Source organism: Streptomyces sp. NBC_00572 (genome assembly GCF_026341815.1).
Classification (GTDB): domain Bacteria; phylum Actinomycetota; class Actinomycetes; order Streptomycetales; family Streptomycetaceae; genus Streptomyces.
Window position 1 is genome coordinate 5,926,006 of sequence record NZ_JAPENX010000001.1, and the last position, 21,310, is coordinate 5,947,315.

The 21,310-nt window shown below is 72.2% G+C and carries 21 protein-coding genes and 1 pseudogene; 10 read left to right on the forward strand and 12 right to left on the reverse strand.

From position 1 onward, the window contains the following. Window positions 1–70: 70 nt before the first annotated feature. Together OG514_RS27045 and OG514_RS27050 are read right to left on the reverse strand one after the other, a co-directional pair. Window positions 71–463, reverse strand: coding sequence for a hypothetical protein (locus OG514_RS27045; protein ID WP_266899176.1), 393 nt, complete (start codon window positions 461–463; stop codon window positions 71–73). After that, entirely contained in the window at window positions 456–953 is a 498-nt protein-coding gene (locus tag OG514_RS27050) for a SigE family RNA polymerase sigma factor (protein WP_266899178.1), read from the reverse strand. Before OG514_RS27050 ends, OG514_RS27045 begins: the two co-directional genes overlap by 8 nt. Before the next feature lie 317 nt (window positions 954–1,270). Here OG514_RS27050 and OG514_RS27055 point away from each other — a divergent pair, with 317 nt between their 5' ends. After that, window positions 1,271–1,678 carry a YciI family protein gene (locus OG514_RS27055; RefSeq protein ID WP_266899180.1) on the forward strand — a complete coding sequence of 136 codons (408 nt, stop codon included), beginning with the start codon at window positions 1,271–1,273 and terminating at the stop codon, window positions 1,676–1,678. A gap of 8 nt (window positions 1,679–1,686) precedes the next feature. Beyond that, window positions 1,687–2,832, forward strand: a complete 1,146-nt coding sequence (locus OG514_RS27060) for an RNA polymerase sigma factor (protein ID WP_266900979.1) — start codon at window positions 1,687–1,689, stop codon at window positions 2,830–2,832. A 118-nt stretch (window positions 2,833–2,950) separates the two neighbouring features. Here the strand turns inward: OG514_RS27060 and OG514_RS27065 are convergent, their stop codons facing one another. Beyond that, window positions 2,951–3,718, reverse strand: coding sequence for a DUF4232 domain-containing protein (locus tag OG514_RS27065; protein ID WP_266899182.1), 768 nt, complete (start codon window positions 3,716–3,718; stop codon window positions 2,951–2,953). Between the two features lie 222 nt (window positions 3,719–3,940). Here OG514_RS27065 and OG514_RS27070 point away from each other — a divergent pair, with 222 nt between their 5' ends. Continuing rightward, complete coding sequence (locus tag OG514_RS27070) at window positions 3,941–5,200, forward strand: helix-turn-helix transcriptional regulator (protein ID WP_266899184.1); 1,260 nt, start codon at window positions 3,941–3,943, stop codon at window positions 5,198–5,200. On the opposite strand, the pseudogene OG514_RS27075 reads toward OG514_RS27070, so the two are convergent. Continuing rightward, window positions 5,197–5,292 (reverse strand): annotated as a pseudogene (locus OG514_RS27075) (DUF1345 domain-containing protein); the annotation flags it as partial. The gene OG514_RS27070 and the pseudogene OG514_RS27075 overlap by 4 nt on opposite strands. A gap of 780 nt (window positions 5,293–6,072) precedes the next feature. Between OG514_RS27075 and OG514_RS27080 the strand changes: the two are divergent. Next, complete coding sequence (locus OG514_RS27080; protein ID WP_266899186.1) at window positions 6,073–6,288, forward strand: hypothetical protein; 216 nt, start codon at window positions 6,073–6,075, stop codon at window positions 6,286–6,288. A gap of 39 nt (window positions 6,289–6,327) precedes the next feature. Here the strand turns inward: OG514_RS27080 and OG514_RS27085 are convergent, their stop codons facing one another. Next, entirely contained in the window at window positions 6,328–6,810 is a 483-nt protein-coding gene (locus OG514_RS27085; protein WP_266899187.1) for a MarR family winged helix-turn-helix transcriptional regulator, read from the reverse strand. Between the two features lie 306 nt (window positions 6,811–7,116). Between OG514_RS27085 and OG514_RS27090 the strand changes: the two genes are divergently transcribed. Then, complete coding sequence (locus OG514_RS27090; protein WP_266900980.1) at window positions 7,117–8,190, forward strand: nitric oxide synthase oxygenase; 1,074 nt, start codon at window positions 7,117–7,119, stop codon at window positions 8,188–8,190. A gap of 81 nt (window positions 8,191–8,271) precedes the next feature. Here OG514_RS27090 and OG514_RS27095 read toward each other — a convergent pair whose 3' ends face one another. Further along, window positions 8,272–8,562 (reverse strand): hypothetical protein, encoded by a 291-nt coding sequence (locus OG514_RS27095; RefSeq protein ID WP_266899189.1) that lies wholly within the window; start codon window positions 8,560–8,562, stop codon window positions 8,272–8,274. 145 nt (window positions 8,563–8,707) lie between these two features. Then, window positions 8,708–9,163 (reverse strand): MarR family winged helix-turn-helix transcriptional regulator, encoded by a 456-nt coding sequence (locus tag OG514_RS27100; protein ID WP_266899191.1) that lies wholly within the window; start codon window positions 9,161–9,163, stop codon window positions 8,708–8,710. Between the two features lie 106 nt (window positions 9,164–9,269). Here OG514_RS27100 and OG514_RS27105 point away from each other — a divergent pair, with 106 nt between their 5' ends. Beyond that, window positions 9,270–10,226: a zinc-binding alcohol dehydrogenase family protein gene (locus tag OG514_RS27105; protein ID WP_266899193.1), complete on the forward strand. Its 957-nt coding sequence runs from the start codon at window positions 9,270–9,272 to the stop codon at window positions 10,224–10,226. Window positions 10,227–10,235: 9 nt separating this feature from the next. Here OG514_RS27105 and OG514_RS27110 read toward each other — a convergent pair whose 3' ends face one another. Continuing rightward, a complete protein-coding gene (locus OG514_RS27110; RefSeq protein WP_266899195.1) occupies window positions 10,236–11,120 on the reverse strand; it encodes an NAD(P)-dependent oxidoreductase in 885 nt (294 codons plus the stop codon). Window positions 11,121–11,180: 60 nt separating this feature from the next. On the opposite strand from OG514_RS27110, the gene OG514_RS27115 reads away from it, so the two are divergent. Further along, window positions 11,181–11,531, forward strand: a complete 351-nt coding sequence (locus OG514_RS27115; protein ID WP_266899197.1) for a helix-turn-helix domain-containing protein — start codon at window positions 11,181–11,183, stop codon at window positions 11,529–11,531. Between the two features lie 143 nt (window positions 11,532–11,674). Here OG514_RS27115 and meaB read toward each other — a convergent pair whose 3' ends face one another. Genes meaB through OG514_RS27130 form a run of 3 tightly spaced genes read right to left on the reverse strand, consistent with a single transcriptional unit; the run spans window position 11,675 to window position 16,640 of the window. After that, window positions 11,675–12,658 (reverse strand): methylmalonyl Co-A mutase-associated GTPase MeaB, encoded by a 984-nt coding sequence (gene meaB, locus OG514_RS27120; RefSeq protein ID WP_266899199.1) that lies wholly within the window; start codon window positions 12,656–12,658, stop codon window positions 11,675–11,677. Then, entirely contained in the window at window positions 12,655–14,829 is a 2,175-nt protein-coding gene (gene scpA / locus OG514_RS27125) for a methylmalonyl-CoA mutase (protein ID WP_266899201.1), read from the reverse strand. The genes meaB and scpA overlap by 4 nt, the downstream gene beginning before the upstream one ends. Then, on the reverse strand, window positions 14,829–16,640 hold the full coding sequence (locus OG514_RS27130) for a methylmalonyl-CoA mutase family protein (protein WP_266899203.1): 1,812 nt from the start codon (window positions 16,638–16,640) through the stop codon (window positions 14,829–14,831). The genes scpA and OG514_RS27130 overlap by 1 nt, the downstream gene beginning before the upstream one ends. A gap of 154 nt (window positions 16,641–16,794) precedes the next feature. Between OG514_RS27130 and OG514_RS27135 the strand changes: the two genes are divergently transcribed. The 3 genes from OG514_RS27135 (at window position 16,795) to OG514_RS27145 (ending at window position 20,346) form a co-directional block, all read left to right on the forward strand. Further along, complete coding sequence (locus tag OG514_RS27135; protein WP_266899205.1) at window positions 16,795–17,070, forward strand: hypothetical protein; 276 nt, start codon at window positions 16,795–16,797, stop codon at window positions 17,068–17,070. A gap of 160 nt (window positions 17,071–17,230) precedes the next feature. Beyond that, on the forward strand, window positions 17,231–17,935 hold the full coding sequence (locus tag OG514_RS27140; protein WP_266899207.1) for a DUF2470 domain-containing protein: 705 nt from the start codon (window positions 17,231–17,233) through the stop codon (window positions 17,933–17,935). A gap of 125 nt (window positions 17,936–18,060) precedes the next feature. Next, entirely contained in the window at window positions 18,061–20,346 is a 2,286-nt protein-coding gene (locus OG514_RS27145) for an MMPL family transporter (protein ID WP_266899209.1), read from the forward strand. Between the two features lie 3 nt (window positions 20,347–20,349). On the opposite strand, the gene OG514_RS27150 is transcribed toward OG514_RS27145, so the two are convergent. Beyond that, window positions 20,350–21,282 (reverse strand): TIGR03564 family F420-dependent LLM class oxidoreductase, encoded by a 933-nt coding sequence (locus OG514_RS27150; protein WP_266899211.1) that lies wholly within the window; start codon window positions 21,280–21,282, stop codon window positions 20,350–20,352. Between the last annotated feature and the right edge of the window lie 28 nt (window positions 21,283–21,310).

Genomic DNA, 21,310 nt, shown 5'->3' on the forward strand with positions numbered 1-21,310 from the left:
ACCTTCGTAGGCGTGGGAAGGCATGGCGGATCGCGCGACGGCGGCACGTCGCGATGAAGGGCGGCGCAGGTCAGGGGGGTGAGGTGGTCACCCGGCCGGAGGGCTGCGTCGCCGTGGCCGAGGGATCGCCGGGGGTGCCCTCGCGGGTGGGGGAGGTCGGCGATGTCGTACTGCTCCGCGGCGGCAGGGTGGTCTCACCGGGAGACGGCGCGTCGGGCGAGGGGCTGGTGGCGGGCGCCACGGGAGCCGGCGCGTCCGACAGCAGAGCCGCCGCGGTCACTCCGCCACCGGCGAAGAGCAGGCACGCGGCGCCCGCCGCGACGGCGACACGGCGCCGGTGCGCGCGCCTGGCGCGTTCGGCGATGCGCGCGACCGGTACGGCTCGGGCGTGGGACTGCCCGGCGGCGGCGGCCTGCCGGAACATCTCGCGAAGGGGGTCCTGGGGTTCCTGGGGGTCAAACACCGGGGTCCTCCTCAATGCTCCGGGGCTGCAGACGATCGGCGAGGGCGACCCGGCCGCGGACCAGGTGCGTCTTGACGGTGCTGGCGGACTGTCCCGTCTCGCCGGCGATCTGTTCGACGCTCAGATCGCACAGGTAGTGCAGCGCCACCGTGCGGCGCTGCTGGGCGGGCAGGTCCCGGAGCGCGTCGATGAGCACCACGTGCTCGGGACCCGGTCCCTCGACGGGCGGTGGAGCGCCCGCTCGGTCCCAGGCGTCCGACGCGCGCCTGCGGAAACGCCAGCGGCTCACGGCCAGACGCCAGGCGACCGTACGGATCCACGCCTCCGGCTGCCCGTCGCGATCGAGCTGCCGTCGCCGACTCCATCCCTTGACGAACGCTTCCTGCACGACGTCCTGAGCCTCGTGCAGATCGCCCAGCATCACGTACAGCTGCCCTGTGAGTCGCGCGACCGCCTGCTCGTAGAACGCCTCGAACTCCTCAACGGTCAACACTCACTCCCGGATCTTTCGCTTCACCACGCATACGCCCGGGACCAGGCGTCCGGTTGACACGGCCCACGAATCGGCGGAGTGACGGTGATCACGGAACCGAACGGAGCGGACACGCGTCACCCCGGTCCGGCCATTCCACCAGCTCCGGACCGCCGGACACCGCGGCGGCACACGACGTCGTACGGTCCGGCCGCGCCCTGCTCATCCATGAGAGCGAAAGAAACGTGGACGCCGATGTCGAGAACCCGCGACCTGCTCCGTCCCTGGGGCGGATGTGACCACAATGGGTCGCACCGGGACCGAGGAGAACCGCCATGGCCAAGTACCTGCTGCTGAAGCACTACCGAGGCGCTCCGGCCGCCGTCAACGACGTACCCATGGACCAGTGGACGCCGGAGGAGATCACGGCGCACGTGAAGTACATGAACGACTTCGCGGACCGCCTCAAGGAGACTGGCGAGTACGTCGACGGCCACGCGCTCTCCCCGGAGGGCACCTTCGTCCGGTACGACGGTGAGGGACGGCCGCCGGTCACCGACGGCCCGTTCGCCGAGACGAAGGACGTCATCGCCGGCTGGATGGAGATCGACGTCGAGACCTACGAGCGGGCGCTCGAACTGGCCGGCGAACTGTCCGCGGCGCCGGGCGCGGGCGGAAAGCCGATCCACGAGTGGCTCGAACTGCGCCCCTTCCTCTCCGCGCCGCCCACCATCACGGAGTGACCCTTTCGATGGACGAGGCCCTGCTGAGGAGCCTCACGCCGAGCGTGCTCGGGATCCTCGTCCGCCGCGGAGCCGACTTCGCGGCGGCCGAGGACGCCGTACAGGACGCCCTGGTCGAGGCGGTCCGCGTCTGGCCGGCCGAGCAGCCCAGGGATCCGAAGGGCTGGCTCGTCACCGTGGCCTGGCGCAAGTTCCTCGACGCGACCCGGGCGGACACCGCCCGGCGCCGGCGCGAGGACCTCGTCGACGAGGAACCGCCGTCCGGGCCCGCGACCGGGGTGGACGACACGCTCCAGCTCTACTTCCTGTGCGCCCACCCCTCGCTGACGCCGTCCTCCGCGGTCGCGCTCACGCTGCGCGCCGTCGGGGGACTCACGACCCGGCAGATCGCCCAGGCCTATCTGGTGCCGGAGGCGACGATGGCGCAGCGGATCAGCCGGGCCAAGCGGACCGTCGCCGGTGTGCGGTTCGACCGGCCGGGCGATGTCGCCACCGTGCTGCGCGTCCTCTACCTGGTCTTCAACGAGGGCTACTCCGGCGACGTCGACCTCGCCGCCGAGGCCGTCCGGCTCACCCGGCAGCTCGCGACCGTGATCGACCATCCCGAAGTGGCGGGGCTGCTCGCCCTCATGCTGCTCCACCACGCCCGGCGCGACAGTCGAACCGCACCCGACGGCAGCCTCGTGCCGCTCGCCGAACAGGACCGCGGCCGCTGGGACACCGGGCTGATCACCGAGGGCGTCGAGATCCTGCAAGCGGCCCTCGCCCGCGACCGCCTCGGCGAGTACCAGGCCCAGGCCGCCATCGCGGCACTCCACGCCGACGCGCCCACCGCCGAGGAGACCGACTGGGTGCAGATCGTCGAGTGGTACGACGAGCTGGCGCGGCTGACGGACAGCCCCGTCGTCCGGCTCAACCGCGCGGTGGCCCTCGGGGAGGCCGACGGTCCGCGCGCCGGGATCGCGGCCCTCGCGGCGCTGCCCGACTCCCTGCCCCGCCACGCCGCGGCGGCGGCGTACCTCCACGAACGCGCCGGCGAGCCGGCGACAGCGGCACGGCTGTACGCGGAGGCGGCACGCAAGGCCTCCAACCTCGCCGAACGCGACTACCTGACCCGCCAGGCCGCCCGCCTCAACACCCGCCGGATCCACTGAGGGGGTGTGGTGTCGATCAGGCCGGGCTCGCGACGCGGCCTGATCCGACGCCCATGGTCAGACACGCCCTGGGCCGCCGTGACGTTCCCGGCCGGACGCGGCACCGTTGCGGAGCCGGTCAGTTGAGGGCGTCGTCCATGGAGCTCTGCCAGTACGTCACGCGCAGCGAGCTGTCGACGTACACGCCCTTGCCGGCGAGCGGGGGCTTGGCGGTGGTGCCGTTGGTGAAGCCGACCGTGAGGCTCGTCGTCGTGTAGCCGTGCTGTCCGCTGCCGTCGGCGGCGGACAGGATGACGCCCGCGTACCCGGACTCACCCGGAGCGAGGGTCACGACCGCCTGCGGGTGGGTCTCCTCCATGACCGGCGGGACGGACTGGGCCTCGCCGAAGCGGGCGACCGGGTAGCCGAGGAGGTCGCAGCGGGCGGAGCCGGTGTTGGTGACGGTGAGCAGCATGTGGTTGAGCGGGCGGGCGACCGGGGTGGCGGTGATCTTGGTGTTGCCCGCGCCGCACTGCTTGTTCCGCGAGGGCCCGCTGTCGTCGCCGCCGGAGGCCGAGGCGCTTGCCCCGCTGTTGCCGCCGGAGCCGCCGCTCCCGGCGGAGGTGGTGCCTCCGGTCTTCCCGCCGGTCGTGGTGCCCGTCGACGTGCCGCTCGTCGTGCCGGAGGAGCCGTCCTGGGGCTTCGTCGACGTGTTGCTCTTGGGGGGCGTGGTCGGGGTCGTGGTCTCGGCCGGCTGCGGGGCGGAGGTCGTGGGTGCTACGGACGTGGCGGCCGCGCCCTCGTCCTTCGCGGTGCCGGTGCCGGACCCGCAGGCGGTGAGCGAGAGCGCGGCGACGGCGAGCGTCGTGGCGGCGAGAAGACGGCTGCGGGTGGTGCGTCCGGACATGGGAGTCCCCCTCAAGGGTGGGGTCGGAAATCGGTCGTTGTGCGGTACGGGCCACCGGTTCCCCGTGGCGGCCTTGCTTCGCTGGCCACACCTTGTGCGAAGATCCGTTCCAGCTGCCACTCCCGCCGGGTGGTACGGGACGCTGGAACGAATTCAAGGCGCTGACCTGCGCTGATGTCCCTGCCTGGGACGCGGGATCGAACGCTGGAAGAGGGTGGAACGGTGGCGGGGGACGAGTTCGCGGCGCTGTTGGGACAGCTCAAGGAGCGCTCGGGGCTCAGTTACGGCACGCTCGGCAAGCGCCTGCACCTGAGCGCCTCGACCTTGCACCGGTACGTCAACGGGGACGCCGTACCAGTGGATTATGCGCCCGTGGAGCGGTTCGCGCGGCTGTGTCGCGCGACCCCCGACGAACTCGTCGAGCTGCACCGGCTCTGGGTACGGGCGGACGTGTCGCGCCAGCGGAAGACTCCGGCCGCCGTCGGGCCGGACAGCGCCGCCGAGCCGGAGCCGTCGTCGGCGGAGTCCGTGGAGTCCGTGGTGCCTGTGGTGCCTGTGGAGTCGCACGAGCCGGCGTCCGAGGCGTCGACGACGGAGCCGGCGCCGCCGGACGAACGCGTCGCGTCCGAGCCGACTCCCGCGGTGGCCGCCCCACCCCCTCAGGAGCGTCGGCGGTTCCGGCGTACCGCCGTGATCGTCGGCAGCGCTGTGGTCGCCGCCGCCGTGTCGGTGGCGCTCGTCATGAACCTCTCGGGCGGGGACGGACCGGAGAAGGGGCGGTGGACGGGCGACGCGGCCATGCCCTCGGGCACCACGGCCGGAGTGCCGGAGCAGTCCGCGAAGCCCGGCCCGTCCGACGCCAAGACGGCGGCGCACGCGCCGACCGTCGCCACCGCGCCCCACACCTGGGAAGGACCCTGCACCCAGCACTATCTGCTCGACCGCGAGCCCGAGCAGGTGCCGCCGCCGCCCACGGAGCAGGACGCGCCGGGATGGATCGCCGCGCTCGACGCGGTGCCGGGCGGGGACCAGCTGCTCCGGCTGACCGTGCAGGGCACCGGGAAGCAGACGGTCGTCCTGGAGGCCCTCCACGTCCGGGTCGTGAGCAAGAAGGCGCCCCTGGCCTGGAACGACTACGTGATGGGCGTCGGCTGCGGCGGCAGCGTGTCGACGAAGGCCTTCGCCGTCGATCTCGACGCCGGCCGGCCCACCGCCGTCCCCGTGGGCGGGCAGCGGACGTTCTCGTACAAGACGAGCGAGTCCGACCCGGTGATCGTCAACGTGGCCGCGCGCGCCCAGGCGCACGACGTCAGCTGGTACCTGGAACTCGTCTGGTCCAGCGGCAAGGAGCACGGCACCCTCCGGGTCGACGACGACGGCCGCCCGTTCCGTACCAGCGGCAACCTCGCCCGGCCCGCGTACGCCTACCCCTTGGGCTGGACCGAATGGATCGACAACGACGTCGACACCAGCGGACGCTAGCGGGCGTCGAGGGCGGCCACCAGGCTCGCCACGGTGACCGTGTTGAAGACGAAGGCGATGGCCGAGTTGGCGGCGACGGTGCGGCGCATCTCCGTCTTCCTCTCCCTGTGTTCCTCACGGCCACGTCCCCGCACAGCCGTTTTATGGACATTCCGGAGAGACCGTAGTGTATTGCTCCGGCGGTGAATCGCCCCGCGTCAGCCCCGAAGCGCCGAGGCGAAGATTCTCGGCAGCGCGGACCAGCGGGGCGCGGCGACGAACTCGGTGAGGAGACGGCCTGTCGTCGCCGCGGTGCGGTTTCGACGAACCACGGGGGCTTGGGGGACATGACCGGCTCCCCGTGCAGGATCGCCCGGGGAGCCGGGCGGAACGGGCCCCGTACGACGGTCCGTTCGGGTCCGTCCAGGAGCAGCGCGTTGTGCACGACGCCGATGCCGCTCTGGATGTCGTCGAGCGTGTGCCCGGGGAAGGCGCCCCAGGTGGCGGTCGCCGTCAGATAGCCGAGGCCCGTCCAGGCGTTCACCGCGACCGTGCCGTAACGGAGTTCGGCGATCATCCGGTCGAGCGCCGGGCCGAGCGCGGCGATGGTGCGCGGATGGACGACGAGGTTCACCCCGAGCGTGCCGGTGAGCTCCTCGTTGGCGGTACGGATCGCCTCGTCGAGGAACTGCCCCATGTCACCGGGGAGTTCCAGGACGGCGAGGACGGGGGCGAAGTACTCGGTCGTCAGGGCGGGGCCCGGATCGGCGGGGTCGAGGTTCGTCAGCAGCACCCGGCCCTTGTCGATGCGTCGCGCCCCGGCGTACGAGGCGACGGCCTGCGCCACCCGTTCGTCGCTGCCCGGGTAGTACGCGGGACGGGCGGGGCGCAACGTGATCGGCGGCGCGGAACGCGCCCGTACCCCGCAGATCGTGGCCGACGCCGCGCACGCGGTCCTTACCCGTGACGCGCGCGCGTGCACGGGCAACCTCTTCGTCGACGACGAGGTGCTGGCGGAGGAGGGGGTGCGGGACCTCTCCGGCTACCGGCCGACGGACGCGGACGCGAGCGGCGAACTGGAGCTGGACATCTTCGTCGACCCCGCCTGACTCGGGGCCGAGGGGGGGCGAGGCGGGCGCGTCGGTGCTCTACGAGCCCTTCCTGGGCGTCGGCTGCTCGCGCACGGCGTCGTAACGTGCCGGCATCGTGGGGCCCGACGCGAGTTCGTGCAGGAGTCGGTGGAGCGCCGTGCGGTCGGCCGGGGCGAGGTCCGCGAAGACCTGCTCGTCGAGGTGTTCGAGCCCGCCGTTGGCGCGCGCGAGCACGGCGGACCCGGTCTCGGTGACGTCCACGACGTACCGGCGCCGGTCCCGCGGGTCACGCGCCCGCGCCACGTATCCGGCGGTCTCCAGGGTGTCCAGGCTGCTCGCCATCGTGGCCGGGTCGATCCGCAGATGCGTACCGAGCCCCAGCTGCGGCTGCGGCCCGTTGTCCACGAGGGCCTGCAGGATGCTGTAGTGCCGTACGCGCAGCCCGAGCCCGTCCAGCTCGCCCTCGCTCAGCCGGAACGCCACCTGTCCCAGCTTGAGCAGCAGACAGATCGCGTGCTCCGCCGCCGAGCCAGGGACCAAGGATCCCTCGGACACCGTTTACCCCGCTTATCGTTTGCCGTGCGTACGATGGACGGTCGCCATGATAGCGAGCGCCGGAGGGCCGGGCAGCGTACCAGCGGCGGACCCGGCAAGGGCGGATATTCACGTACTCTCCGCGCCTGAATGTGTTCATACGGTAGTCATGACGCCGGGAGGAACACATTGATCTTCAGTCGCAGCCGCCGCCGGAAGTCTGTCCCCAGCACGGGCGCCTGCCCCTACGCGTCCGGGGACCCCTCGCCCGCAGTCCCCGTCCGCGAGGTCGCCGGCCAGGTGCCGCACCTCGTGGACCGGCGCGAGGCGGAACGGTTCATCCGTCAGTTCCACGGCGAACAGCCGGGCGCCGGAGACGTGCGGAGCCGGGTCCGTGAGGCGCTGGCCGAGATCGATCGCACCGGCACCTACGAACACTCCCCGGCCGAACTCGCCTTCGGCGCGCGCGTCGCCTGGCGGAACGCGGCCCGCTGCATCGGCAGGCTCTACTGGCGCAGCCTCGTCGTGCGCGATCTGCGGCACCTCGCGTCCGCCGACGACATCGCCGCCGCCACCTTCGAGCATCTCCGGCTCGCCGGCAACGGCGGCCGGATCCGGCCGGTGATCACCGTCTTCGCCCCCGACCGGCCGGGCCGCCCCGGCCCCCGGATCGTCAACGACCAGTTGGTGCGCTACGCCGGACACCGCACGCCGGAGGGGCGGTGGAGCGGCGACCCCCGCAGCGCACCCCTGACCGCCCGGGCCCGCGATCTGGGCTGGAAGCGCGACGAAGAACCCTTCCAGGTACTGCCGTTGATGGTCCAGGAGCGCCCCGGAGACCGGCCGGAGTGGTACGAGCTGCCGGACGACTCCGTCCGCGAGGTGCCGCTGAGCCACCCCGATCACGCGTGGTTCGCCGACCTGGGACTGCGGTGGTACGCCGTGCCCGCGATCAGCGACATGACCCTGGAGATCGGCGGCGTACGGTATCCGGCGGCGCCGTTCAACGGCTGGTACATGGGGACCGAGATAGGTGCCCGGAACCTCGCCGACACCGAGCGGTACGACCTCCTGCCCGTGGTGGCCGACCGGCTCGGGCTCGACCGGTCGAGCGAGCGCACCCTGTGGCGGGACCGGGCGCTCGTCGAACTCAACGTGGCGGTGCTGTACTCCTTCCACCGGGCCGGGGTGACCATGGCGGACCACCACACGGAGTCCCAGCGGTTCCTGCGGCACATCGCCCAGGAGGCCCGCCACGGGAGGGAGACGCCGGCCGACTGGAGCTGGATCGTGCCCCCGGTGTCCGGCTCCGCGACGCCGGTCTTCCACCGGTACTACGACGCGGTCGACCCGTCCCTCCGACCGGCCTTCCTCGCCCGCGGCTGAGCGGGGCGGCGTGCGGGCGGGCGGTGGTGCGGACGGGACGGCGGCGTGCGGGCGAGCGGCGTGTGGGCGGGCGCCTTCGCCTCAGCCGCCCGTCCCGGGGGCCCAGTAGTTGTGCACCGCCATGACCTCGGGGCCCGCGTCGGTGACGGGCCAGCCCTCCTCGGCCGCGATCGGCATCATGCGTGCGGCGAAGGCGTTCATCTGCTCCTCGGTCTCCCAGACGTCGAAGATCTCCAGGCCGCCGTCCGCCTTCGCACACGTGTGGGACACACAGCCGTCGAAGATGTCGGGCGTCGAACGGAGCCGGGCGTTGAGGGCGTCGTACTGGTCGGTGGTGATGCCCGAGAGGACGGCGTGCACGAAGATCGCCATGATGGATCACTCCTCCTGAGAGAGGGTGGCGGCACCTCCCGTGCCGCCCCCGGCGCCGTCCGCTCCCATCCACCAGCACAGCACGGCCCGTCGTCGACGGCACGCCGGAGGCCGTCGCCCGCCCCGAGGCGCGGGCGGCGGGTGGTCAGCGGCCGCGCGGGGGCGGTGTCTGGTCGACGAGGACAGCCGTCGCGCGGTCGAGGAGGTCGCACAGGGCGCCGTGTTCGGCGGGCGTGAACGCGTCGGTGAGCGCGCGTTCGAGGACGATGACCTCCTCGTAGGCGCGGTCCAGTACCGCCCGTCCGTCATCGGTCGGCGTGGCGATCTGCACCTTGGCGTGCGCGGGGGACGCGTCGCGGCGGATGAGGCCCTTGTTCTCCATGGTGGTGAGCACGCTGGCCATGCTCTGCTGTGTCACCCCGCAGGCCCGAGCCGCCTGGGCACCGGACAGGCCGCCCTCGCGGGAGAGGGTCAGCAGCACGGTGTACTGCGTCATGGTCAGCCCGTGGCCGCGCAGTACGGCCTCGTGGTGCGCCATCAACGCCTGTTCCGCGCGCCTGATGCGGGTGCAGAGGTACTCCTCGACCGGGATCTCCGTCATGCTCTCACTCCCAACACAGGTATCTGTGTTGACTCAGATACCTGTTACGTCTAGCGTTCCTCGTGACGTGACACAGGATACTGAGTCAGCTCAGGAGGCTGCATCCATGCGGGCGATCATTCTCGACAGCGACGACCACTACCGGATCACCGAACGCGACGAACCCGCCCCCGGCCCCGGCCAGGTGGCGGTCCGCGTGGCCTACGCGGGCATCCAGTGGGGCGACACGATGGTCAGGGACGGCCACTTCCCCGTGCCGCGCCCCTTCGTCCCCGGCTTCGAGGCCTCCGGGCACATCGTCGCCGTCGGTGCGGGCGTCGACGGCGACCGCGTCGGGGAAGCCGTCACCGCCCTCGCCACGGGCGGCGCCTGGGCCGAGGTGGCCGTCGTGCCCGCCGCACTCGCCCTGCCGATCGGCGATGTGCCCCTGCGTACGGCGGCCGGATTCGGCTGGGGCACCCCGACCGCCTACGACCTCGTCCACACCGCCGCACGCCTGCGGCAGGGCGACAGCGTGCTCGTCCACGCCGCCGCCGGTGGAGTCGGCGGTCTCGCCGCCCAGTTCGCGAGACTCGCCGGAGCCGGCCGCGTCGTCGGCGTGGCCGGCGGTGCCCGCAGGGCGGAGTACGCCGCCGGTGGCGCCTTCGACCGTGTCCTCCAGCGCGAGGCGTTCCCGGCCGGGCTCGGCGACGAGCGGTTCGACGTGGTCCTCGACCCCGTCGGCGGCAGGACCCGGCAGGAAGGGCTCCGGCTGCTCGCGCCGCACGGCCGCCTGGTGGCGTACGGCGGCCTCGGCGGCCGCGAACCCGTCCCCGCCGACGCCGACGACCTGCTCATGACGGGAAGGTCACTCGTGACGTACAACAGCGACCTGCTGAGCCGCACGCACCCCGACCGTCTCGCCGACTCCGCCCGGCGGGCACTCGACCTGCTGGCCCGGGGGCGGATCCGGATCGACATCACCGCCGAGTACGACCCGACGGAACTCGACGTCGCGGTGCGGCGGCTGAGCGACGGCACCACCCTCGGCAAGAGCGTCCTGCGCGTCGCCGGGCGTCTGTGAACCGGCGCCTCAGCGCCGTCCCAGGAGCTCCGCGATCCGCGTGAAGCCCTCCGCGCCGTGGCCCAGGGCCACCGTCCGGCGGGCCAGGCCCTCGGCGGCGCGCATCACGCCCGCGTCGATGCCGTGGGCCTCGGATGCGTGCACGATGTGCGCCATCGTCGACACCGCCGAGGTGAGCGGATTCCCCTCACCCGAGTACCGGCCGTTCTCCACGTCCTCGGCCCACTCCTGGAACAGCGGCGGCAGGATCGCGCCGATGCCGGCGGCGAACGGCGCCAGCTCCGTCGGGGAGATCCCCTCGGCGCGCGCCACCGCCAGGGCGTGGACGTAGCCCGCCATGGACGTCCAGAAGATGTCGAGCAGCGCGATGTCGTACGCCGCCGCCCGGCTGATCTCCTCCCCGAGGTGGGTGTGGGTGCCGCCCAGCGCGTCCAGCACCGGCCGGTGCTCGCCGTAGAGCGCCTCGGGGCCGCTGTGGAGGAACACCCCGGCGGGCGTCCCGATGGTCGGGGTCGGGGTCATGATGGCGCCGTCGAGATAACCGATGCCGTGCTCTTCGGCCCACCGTCCGGTGTCCCTGGCCCGCTCGGGGGTGTCGGCGCTGAGGTTCACGACGGTCCGCCCCTTGAGCGCACCCGTCACGGCCGCCTGCCGCAGTACGGAGTCGGTGGCGTCGTAGTTGACCAGGCAGACCACGGTCAGCGGGCTCGCGGCGACCGCCTCCTCGGCGCTCGCGGCCGGGACGGCACCGGCGGCGACCAGCTCCCCGTCCCGGCCCGGCGTCCGGTTCCACACGGTGGTCCGTACGCCCGCGGCCAGGAACGCGGCGGCCAGCGCCCGTCCCATCGGCCCGAGACCGACGACGGTGACCGAGGGTTCGCGGGAAGAAGACATGGGTGAACTCCCTTGTAGACAGATGAAAGAAGAAATCCCGGAGGAAGGAGAGGGACGCGGATGTCACGCGCCCGGGCCCAGGACACGAACGTGTGCGGCGTCAGCGCCGCGATCGTGGTCATCGAGGGCAAATGGAAGACGGCCCTGCTGTGGCTGCTGGAGTCAGGCCCGCACCGCCCCGGCGAACTGCGCCGGAAGCTCCCCGAGATCAGCGAGAAGGTGCTGACCCAGGCCTTGCGCGAGATGGAGGAGGACGGTGTCGTGCACCGCGAGGTGTACGACGTCCTGCCGCCGAAGACCGTCTACTCGTTGAGCGGCTTCGGGCGTGAACTCTCCGAGGCGCTCGCCCCGTTGTCCGACTGGGGCCACCGCCGCCTGGACCGGCTCACCGCGGTACCGGCCGCTTCCTGAGGCCCTCCGTCTCCTTTCCTCCGGGCCGCTTCCAGCTTCGCCCGGGCCGTGCGCCCCGACAAGTACGCACAAAAAAGTGGGTATGCCGGGGCGCACGCGAAGGGGGCCTCCCCGTGAAGGAAGGCCCCCTGAGGGAGGAGTCGTCAGCCCCGCCGCTCCCCGAAGGCGTCCAGGATGCGCTCGGCGGCCAGCGTCGCCGTCAGCCCGCCCGCGCGGACCTGCTCCTCAAGGGCCGGCGCGAGCTCCTTGACCGCCGGGTCCGTGTGGAGGCGGCGCAGGAGTTCGTCGCGGACCATGTTCCAGGTCCAGTCGACCTGCTGGTCGTGGCGCTTGGCCGTGAGTCGGCCGGTCGAGTCGAGCAGGGTGCGGTGCTGCTGAAGGCGGTCCCACACCTCGTCGAGGCCGGCCGATTCCCGGGCGCTGCAGCTGAGCACCGGCGGCGTCCAGAACGAGTCGGCGCCGTGCATGAGCCGCAGCGCGCCCGCGAGTTCGCGGGCGGCGGCGCGGGCGTCGCGCTCGTGGGGGCCGTCGGCCTTGTTGACGGTGACCACGTCGGCGAGTTCCAGGACGCCCTTCTTGATGCCCTGGAGCTGGTCGCCCGTGCGGGCCAGGGTGAGCAGCAGGAAGGAGTCGACCATGTTGGCGACGGCGGTCTCGGACTGGCCGACGCCGACCGTCTCGACGAGCACCACGTCGTAGCCCGCGGCCTCCATCACGACCATCGACTCGCGGGTCGCCTTGGCGACGCCGCCGAGGGTGCCGGCGCTGGGGGAGGGCCGTACGAAGGCCGCCGGGTCGACGGCCAGCCGCTCCATCCGCGTCTTGTCGCCGAGGATGGAGCCGCCCGTACGGGTCGACGACGGGTCGACGGCGAGCACCGCGACCCGGTGGCCGAGCCCGGTCAGCATCGTGCCGAACGCGTCGATGAACGTCGACTTGCCGACACCGGGCACTCCGCTGATCCCGATCCGCACGGCGTTCCCGCTGTGCGGAAGCAGCTCCGTCAGGAGCTCCTGGGCGAGCGCCCGGTGCTGGGGGCGGGTCGACTCGACGAGGGTGATCGCGCGGGCGACGAGCGCCCGCTTCCCCTCCCGTACCCCCCGGACGTACGTGTCGAGATCGATCACCGCTCGTGCCCGAGGTCGGCCGACAGCCGCGTCACCAGGTCGTGGGCCGCGTCGGGGATCACCGTGCCCGGCGGGAACACGGCGGCCGCGCCCATCTCCAGGAGCGTCGCCACGTCCTGCGGAGGAATCACCCCGCCGACCACGATCATGATGTCCTCGCGGCCCTCCGCCGCCAGTTCCTCCCGCAGCGCCGGTACGAGCGTGAGGTGTCCGGCGGCGAGCGACGAGACCCCGACGATGTGCACGTCCGCCTCGACGGCCTGGCGGGCCACCTCGGCCGGGGTCTGGAACAGCGGGCCGACGTCCACGTCGAAGCCCAGGTCGGCGAAGGCCGTGGCGATCACCTTCTGGCCGCGGTCGTGGCCGTCCTGGCCCATCTTGGCGACCAGGATGCGGGGGCGCCGTCCCTCGGCCTCGCCGAAGGCGTCCACCAGGGCCCGGGTGCGCTCCACCGAGGGGGACGCGCCGGCTTCGTTGCGGTACACACCGGAGATCGTACGGATCTGTCCGGCGTGGCGGCCGTACACCTTCTCCAGGGCGTCGGAGATCTCGCCCACGGTCGCCATCGCACGGGCGGCGTTCACCGCGAGCTCCAGCAGGTTGCCTTCGCCGCCGGCCGCCCGGGTGAGCGCGGCGAGCGCGTCCTGGCAGGCCTGCTCGTCGCGCTCCTCGCGCAGCCGCTTCAGCTTGGCGATCTGCTGGGCGCGCACCGAGGAGTTGTCGACCTTCAGGACGTCGATCTGCTCGTCGGTCGCCACGCGGTACTTGTTGACACCGATCACCGGCTGCCGTCCGGAGTCGATCCGGGCCTGGGTACGGGCCGCGGCCTCCTCCACGCGCAGCTTGGGAATGCCCGCGTCGATGGCCTTGGCCATGCCGCCGGCCTGCTCGACCTCCTGGATGTGCTTCCAGGCGCGCCGCGCGAGGTCGTAGGTGAGCTTCTCGACGTACGCGCTGCCGCCCCACGGGTCGATGGTCCGGCAGGTGCCCGACTCCTGCTGGATGAGCAGCTGGGTGTTGCGGGCGATGCGGGCGGAGAAGTCGGTCGGCAGGGCGAGCGCCTCGTCGAGGGCGTTGGTGTGCAGCGACTGGGTGTGGCCCTGGGTGGCCGCCATCGCCTCGACGCAGGTGCGCGTGACGTTGTTGAACACGTCCTGCGCGGTGAGCGACCAGCCCGACGTCTGCGAATGGGTGCGGAGCGACAGTGACTTGGGGTTGGCGGGGTCGAACTGCTGCACGAGTTTTGCCCAAAGGAGGCGGGCAGCGCGCAGCTTGGCGATCTCCATGAAGAAGTTCATGCCGATCGCCCAGAAGAACGACAGGCGAGGCGCGAACGCGTCCACGTCGAGCCCGGCCTCGCGGCCCGCGCGGATGTACTCCACACCGTCGGCGAGGGTGTACGCCAGCTCCAGGTCGGCCGTCGCTCCCGCCTCCTGGATGTGATAGCCGGAGATGGAGATGGAGTTGTACCGCGGCATCCGCTGCGAGGTGTAGGCGAAGATGTCGGAGATGATCCGCATCGACGGCCCGGGCGGATAGATGTACGTGTTGCGGACCATGAACTCCTTGAGGATGTCGTTCTGGATGGTCCCGGCCAGCTTCTCGGGCGGTACGCCCTGCTCCTCGGCGGCCACGATGTACAGCGCGAGCACGGGGAGCACGGCGCCGTTCATCGTCATCGACACGGTCATCCTGTCGAGCGGGATGCCGTCGAACAGCTGGCGCATGTCGTAGATCGAGTCGATGGCCACGCCGGCCATGCCGACGTCACCGGTCACGCGCGGGTGGTCGCTGTCGTACCCGCGGTGGGTCGGCAGGTCGAAGGCGACCGACAGGCCCTTCTGGCCGGCGGCGAGGTTGCGCCGGTAGAAGGCGTTCGACTCCTCGGCCGTGGAGAAGCCCGCGTACTGCCGGATCGTCCAGGGCTGGTTGACGTACATCGTCGGGTACGGGCCGCGCAGGTACGGGGCCATGCCGGGGCGGGTGTCCAGGAAGTCCAGGCCCTCCAGGTCCTGCCCGGTGTACAGCGGCTTGACGCCGATGCCCTCCGGGGTCTCCCAGAGCAGGTCGTCCCCGCCGGTGGCCTTCTTGACGGCCGTACGCCACGCTTCGGGACCGCCGTCGGCGGTCGGCGCCCCGAGCTCGATCCCGGAGAAATCGGGGATGGACATCAGGACACTCCCATGCGGTCGAGGGCGGTGGAGAGCAGGGCGACGGCGTCACAACCCGCGAAGAGGAACGAGTCGACACCGGGGTGGTCCCCGGGGCGACCGGCGAGGAGGACGTGCTCGGCTCCCGCCGCGCGCAGCTCCGCGGCCACGGTTCCGGCCTGCTCCGCGTACAGCGCGTCGCTGGAGCAGAGGCAGACCTCGCGGGCGCCGCTCTCCTCGAACGTGCCCTCGGTGACCGGCTCGATGCCGCCCGCCTGGAAGAGGTTCGCGGCGAAGGTGACCCGGGCCGAGTGCGCGGCCGCCGGGCCGAGCGCGGCCAGATAGACCCGGGGCCGGGCCCCGGTCGCGGCCAGGTGCGCGTCGGAGCGGGCGCGCAGCGCCTCGTACGCCTCGTCGCGCCGGACGCGGGGAAGACCGCCGGACGGCTGCTCGGGCGCGGGTGCGCGCTCGACGGGCTTCTCGGTGAGGTGGGGGAACTCGCTGACACCCGTGATGGGTTCGCGGCGTGTGGCCAGCTTCTTGCTGCGCGCGGCCCAGGTCGCGGCCAGCTGCTCGCCGATCGTCCCGGCGCGCAGCGCGGCCTCCTGGCCGCCGGCCCGCTCGATGCCCTGGAAGAACTCCCAGGCCGCGTGCGCCAGCTCGTCGGTGAGCCGTTCCACGTACCAGGAGCCGCCCGCCGGGTCGATCACCCGGGAGAGGTGCGACTCCTCGATGAGGACGGTGGAGGTGTTTCGGGCGATCCGGCGCGCGAAGGCGTCCGGCAGCCCCAGCGAGTCGTCGAAGGGGAGGACGGTGACGCTGTCGGCGCCGCCCACCCCGGCGGCGAGGGTGGCCACCGTGGTGCGCAGCATGTTCACCCACGGGTCGCGGCGCGTCATCATCACCGGCGAGGTCACCGCGTGCTGGCGCTGCGCGCCCGCGTCCGGGGCGCCGCAGACCTCGGCCACCCGGGCCCAGAGGCGGCGTGCCGCGCGGAGTTTGGCGATGGTCAGGAACTGGTCGGCGGTGGCCGAGTACCGGAACTCCAGCTGTGCGCACGCCTCGGCGACGCTCAGCCCGGCCTCGGTCAGACCGCGTAGATAGGCCACGCCCGTCGCGAGCGAGCAGCCCAGTTCCTGGGCGGCCGAGCCACCGGCCTCGTGGTACGGCAGGGCGTCCACGGTCAGGGCGCGCACCCCCGGGTACCGGTCGGCGCAGCGGCGCGCGAGACCGGCGACGGACGCGAGGTCGTACGCCGGGCGGCCGGTGCGGGCCTCGTGGCCGAGCGGGTCGGCGCCCAGGTTGCCCCGGGCCGCGTCGTCGGCGACGCCGCGCTCCTCGTAGAGCCCCAGCAGTCGCTCGGCGGCGGCCGCCGTCTCGTCGCCCGCGTCGAGGACCACCGGAGCCAGGTCGAGGTAGACCCCGTCGAGGACCGTGGCGAGGGAGGAGACCGGGATGCCGGTGCCGCCGACGCCCAGCCAGAGGGAGGTGACGCCGTTCTCCAGGTCGGCGAGGACCGCGTCGCCGTCGGCCGCGAGATGCCGCTGGCGTACGTCCCAGCCGCCGAGGGTGTTGCCTTCGGCGCGGCCGCCGCGCACGAAGGGCGCGAAGCCGGGGAGTCCGGCGTCGGGGGCGGCGTCGCGCGCGGTGTACAGCGGACGGGTGTCGAGGCCGTCTTCGAGGAGTGTGGAAAGGGCGTCCTCGGCGGCGTCGCCGGAGACCTCTTTGCCGGACTTGCGCAGGACACCTGCCACAAGGTGTTGCCACTGTTCGTGTGGCGCGTCAGGGAATTCGGACGCCAGGGAGAGCCCGTCGTCAGGCAGGACCGTCATGCTCGGATGCTAGGGGAGATCGACAAAGCAGCAGGAGGGCGTACGACTGTGACCTTCTTCTCTTCGACCTGGGGCGTTCGGTGTGGTGGGAGCTGTGCGCGGCGTCGTGGGCGCGGTCGGCGGCGTTGTCAGTGGTGGCTGGGACGCTGATCGTATGGACAGGGACGAGGAGCTGTTGAGAGGCCGGGTCTACGGCCAGGACCATGACGACCCCCGCCCGGGCCCGCGGCCCGGCCGGATCTATGCCGAACTGGTCGGCGGCCCGCTCGACGGGCTGCTGCTCGACGTCACCGACCGGACGCCGGAGCAGCGGGCGGCCGGCGTGGCCCTGGAGACGGAGCTGGGGAGGTACGGCGCCGACGGACGCTCGCTGTACGACGCGAGGCCCGGCGCCCCTCTCCACTTCGACTGGTCCGGCGATGCGCCGTGAGCGGATTCCCGTCATATGTGCGCAAAAGAGGGCTCATCACACGGGGTGTCAGTCGTCCTGCGACTCCCGGGTCTTCACCCGTCCGTTCCCTATCGAGCCCGCGATGAGTTAGCTTAGGCTTACCTAAGTAGCCCTCGTCATCTGTCCCGGGAGATCTCGGATGCGTTCCTTCACCACCCGCGTCACGCGGCCCACCCCCGCCGAGCGCGTGCGATCGATCCTGGCCGCCGCCCACTCGATGACGGTCGTGTCCGACGGACTCCACCAGGAAGTGCACCTCCTGGACGGGACCGGGCCCATGGGGCACATCCACCTCCACGACCCGTCCGAGGAGAGCCACGCCGGGCAGCCCGCGCGGATCCCCGTGCGCCTGGAGTTCACCGACATCGCCCCCACTCCCGTACGGGAACGGCTGCGGGCGCGCGTCACCCTCACGGGACTCCTCGCCACCCCGTACGAGCCCGGGGCGACCACGAGCATCTGCATGGAGTTCGGCCAGGCCCTCCTGGAGGACGCCGAGGGCCGGAGCTACATCACCCTGGAAGAACTCCACGCGACCGACGTCGACCCGATGGCCTCCTGCGAGGCGTCCATGCTGACCCACCTCGTCGACGGTCACAGCGAGCTCGTCCCCCTGCTCCTGCGCCTCGTCCGGCCGCGCCCCGAACGGGACATGGTCCGCGCCCTCCCCGTCGCCCTCGACCGGTACGGCATCACCCTGCGCCTCGAACACCCCGCCGGCCACCAGGACGTCCGGCTGCCCTTCCCCACCCCGGTCACCGACCTCGACCAGGCCGGCCCCCGTATCCACGCTCTCCTCGCCGCGGCCCGCCGCTCCTCCCACCCCAACCGCCTGCTGACCTGACCGAACGCCCGCCCGCCCCGGCCGAGATGCCGGAGCACCGAGGCAGGCGAACAATGGACGGGTAGACCCGTGCATCGTCGGTGCGGGGACCGCTCGGGGACTTCCCAACCGGACACGGCCTTGCCATGAACGCAGGAAGCCCGGCCGCTACCCGGCCGTCACCGCCCAGGGGTGCGCTCTATCGACTGGGTCACTGGTGCGCCCGTCACTTCATCGTCGTCATCGCGCTGTGGCTGGCGGCGATGGTGGGACTCCAGATCACCGACAGGGCGGTCGGAGGGCAGTACTCCGACAACTTCGACCTCCCCGGGGTGCAGTCGACGGAGGGGCTCGACGCCCTCCAGGCGCACGACCCCGCTGCCGCCGGCTACGCGGCGCAGATCGTCCTGAACAGGTCCTCGGGGCCGCTCACGGACGAGGCGTCCGTCATCAACTCGACCGTCACCGCCCTGGAGAAACTGCCCGACGTCATCGGCGCCCAGAACCCCCTGCCGCCGCCGGGCACCACCCCGCCCGCCCTGCCCGCCGGGGTCCCCAACACCGGCCCGCTGTCCACCGACGGCAAGACCGCCTACATCACCGTGCGCTTCAGCGTGCCTCCCTCCACCCTCGGCACCGATTACCTGCCCGGGGTCGACAACGCCGTCCAACCGCTCCGCGACGCGGGCGTGGACGTCGAGTACGGCGGCCCCCTGGGCGAACTCGCCCGGCCGGCGGCCGACGACCGCACCAGTGAGGCCATCGGCTTCGCCGTCGCGATCGTCGTCCTCCTCATCGGCTTCGGCAGCGTCATCGGGGCCGTCCTGCCGCTGATCACCGCGCTCCTCGGGGCGATCTGCGGCCTCGCGCTCCTCGGCCTGATGGCGGCGGCCTTCACCTTCGGCACCGTCTCGCCCACGCTGGCCACCATGATCGGCCTGGGCGTCGGCATCGACTACGCGCTCTTCCTCATCACCCGCCACCGCCAGAACCTCATGAACGGGCACAGTCCCGCCGAATCCGCGGGCCTCGCGACCACCACCAGCGGCCGCGCCGTCCTGGTCTCCGGCTGTACGGTCATCATCGCCCTCTCGGGCCTGTGGGTCTCCGGTGTCAGCTTCATCGGCAAACTGGGCCTGGCGGCCGCCTTCACGGTCGTCACCGCGGTCCTGGCCGCGCTCACCCTGGTCCCGGCCATGCTGGGTCTCGTCGGCAAGCGCATCGACCGCTACCACGTGCGCAAGCCCGTGGCGGAGACCGACGCCGAGCCCGGAGCGCCCGCGCACGGCACCTGGCACCGGTACGCGCAACGGGTGGAGAAGCGCCCCTGGTGGTTCCTGACCGGCGGCGTCCTGGTGCTGCTCGTCCTGGCCTTCCCGCTGCTCTTCATCCAGCTCGGCCACATCGGCGACGGCGCCGACCCCAAGTCCTTCACGGACCGGCGCGCCTACGACCTCATCTCCACCGCCTTCGGGCCCGGCGCGAACGGCCCGCTGACCGTGGTCGTCGACCAGACGGCCGTCCCCTCCGCGGACCGCGCGGACCTCGCCGACAAGCTCAAGCAGTCACTGACCGGAGTCCCCGACGCGGCCTACATCACCCCGCTCCAGGCCACCCCCGACGGGGACGTCCTGGTCGGCACCGCCTACTCGGTGGCCTCCCCGCAGGACGAGAAGACCACCCAGCTGACCAACCACCTCGTCGACGACGTACTGCCGCAGGCGGCGGCCGGCACCGACGCGAAGACATACGTCACCGGCACGACGGCCTCCCAGGTGGACTTCCTCGACCTCGTCTCCAGCCGGCTCCCGCTGATCATCGCCGTGGTGGTGGGGCTCGCCTTCCTCGTCATCCTTGTCGTCTTCCGCGGACTCCTCGTCGCGGTGAAGGCCGCCGTCCTCAACGTGCTCTCCATCGCCGCCTCGTACGGCGTGGTCGTGGCCGTCTTCCAGTGGGGCTGGGGCGGGCCCGCGCTCGGCGTCTCCGGCAAGGTGCCCATCGAGAGCTATGTGCCGATGATGATGTTCGCCATCGTCTTCGGCCTGAGCATGGACTACGAGATCTTCCTGCTGTCCCGCGTCCGGGAGGCCTGGCTCCGCACCGGTGATTCGAAGGCCAGTGTGGCCCACGCCCTGGAGATCACCGCTCGGGTCATCACCTGCGCCGCACTCATCATGGTCAGCGTCTTCGCGGCCTTCATCGTCTCGGACAACATCGTCGTCAAGATGCTCGGCCTCGGCCTCGCCGCCAGCGTCCTCATCGACGCCACGGTGGTACGGCTCCTCCTGGTGCCCGCCGTGATGACCCTCCTCGGCGAGCACGCCTGGTGGACCCCCCGCTGGCTGGACCGGATACTGCCGCACCTGGACACCGAGGGCGAGGGCGAAGTGGAACCGGCAGAACCGGCGGCGGCCGGGGCGAGGAAGGGCTGAGGCTCATCCGCGCGACAGCTCGCCGAGCAGTTTCCAGGTACGGACGCGGCCCTCCTCGCCGTTCAGTTCCGTCGCGGTGAACACCACCTCCGTCGCCCCCGCCTCGCGGTAGCGCCGCACCTCCTCGGCGACGGTCTCCTCGTCGCCGATCACGGCGAGTTCGGCCGCCCGGCCGGCGCCGGAGCGTTCGATGGCGCGCTGGTAGGAGGGAATCCGCTCGTACAGCGCGAGCGCCTCGGCCGCCTTCTCCCGTACGGCCCCGGCCTCCGCCTTCGTGGTGACCACACCCGGCACCAGGGCCACGATCCGGGGCGCGGGACGGCCGGCGGCCGCCGCGGCGGCGGTGACGGCGGGGACGATGTGCTCGGCGAGCGCCCGCGGACCCGCCAGGAACGGCAGGATTCCGTCGGCCAGTTCACCGCTGACGCGCAGCGCCTGCGGCCCCATCGCCGCGACCAGGATCGGCACCGGCGGCCGGGCGCCCGGCACCGCCGCCGAGTACGGCGTCGTCGCGGTCAGCAGCTCGCCGTGGAAGTCGGCACTGCCCGTTTCGAGCAGCGGCCGAAGCGCCGTCAGGAACTCCCTGAGCAGCCCGATGGGCCGCTCGTACGGGAGGCCGAAGCCGGTCTCGGTCAGGTGCTTGGTGCCGAGGGCCAGCCCCAGGTGGTACCGGCCTCCGGTGGCCGCCTGTGCGGTCTGCGCCTGGCTGGAGACGAGCAGCGGATGGCGGCCGAAGACCGGGATCGCGGAGGTCCCGACCTGAAGGCCGGGCACCTCGCGCCCCACGATCGCGGCGAGCGAGGGCGAGTCGTACGCGAAGGTCTGGCCGAACCACGCCGAGTGCAGGCCCGCGTCGCGCGCCTCCCGCGCGAGCCGCACCGTGCTGTCGATCGTGTGCTGGACGGCGGTCGAACCGAGCGTTACTCCGAGAGTCATGCATCTGGCAACCGGCCCCGCGGCGAAC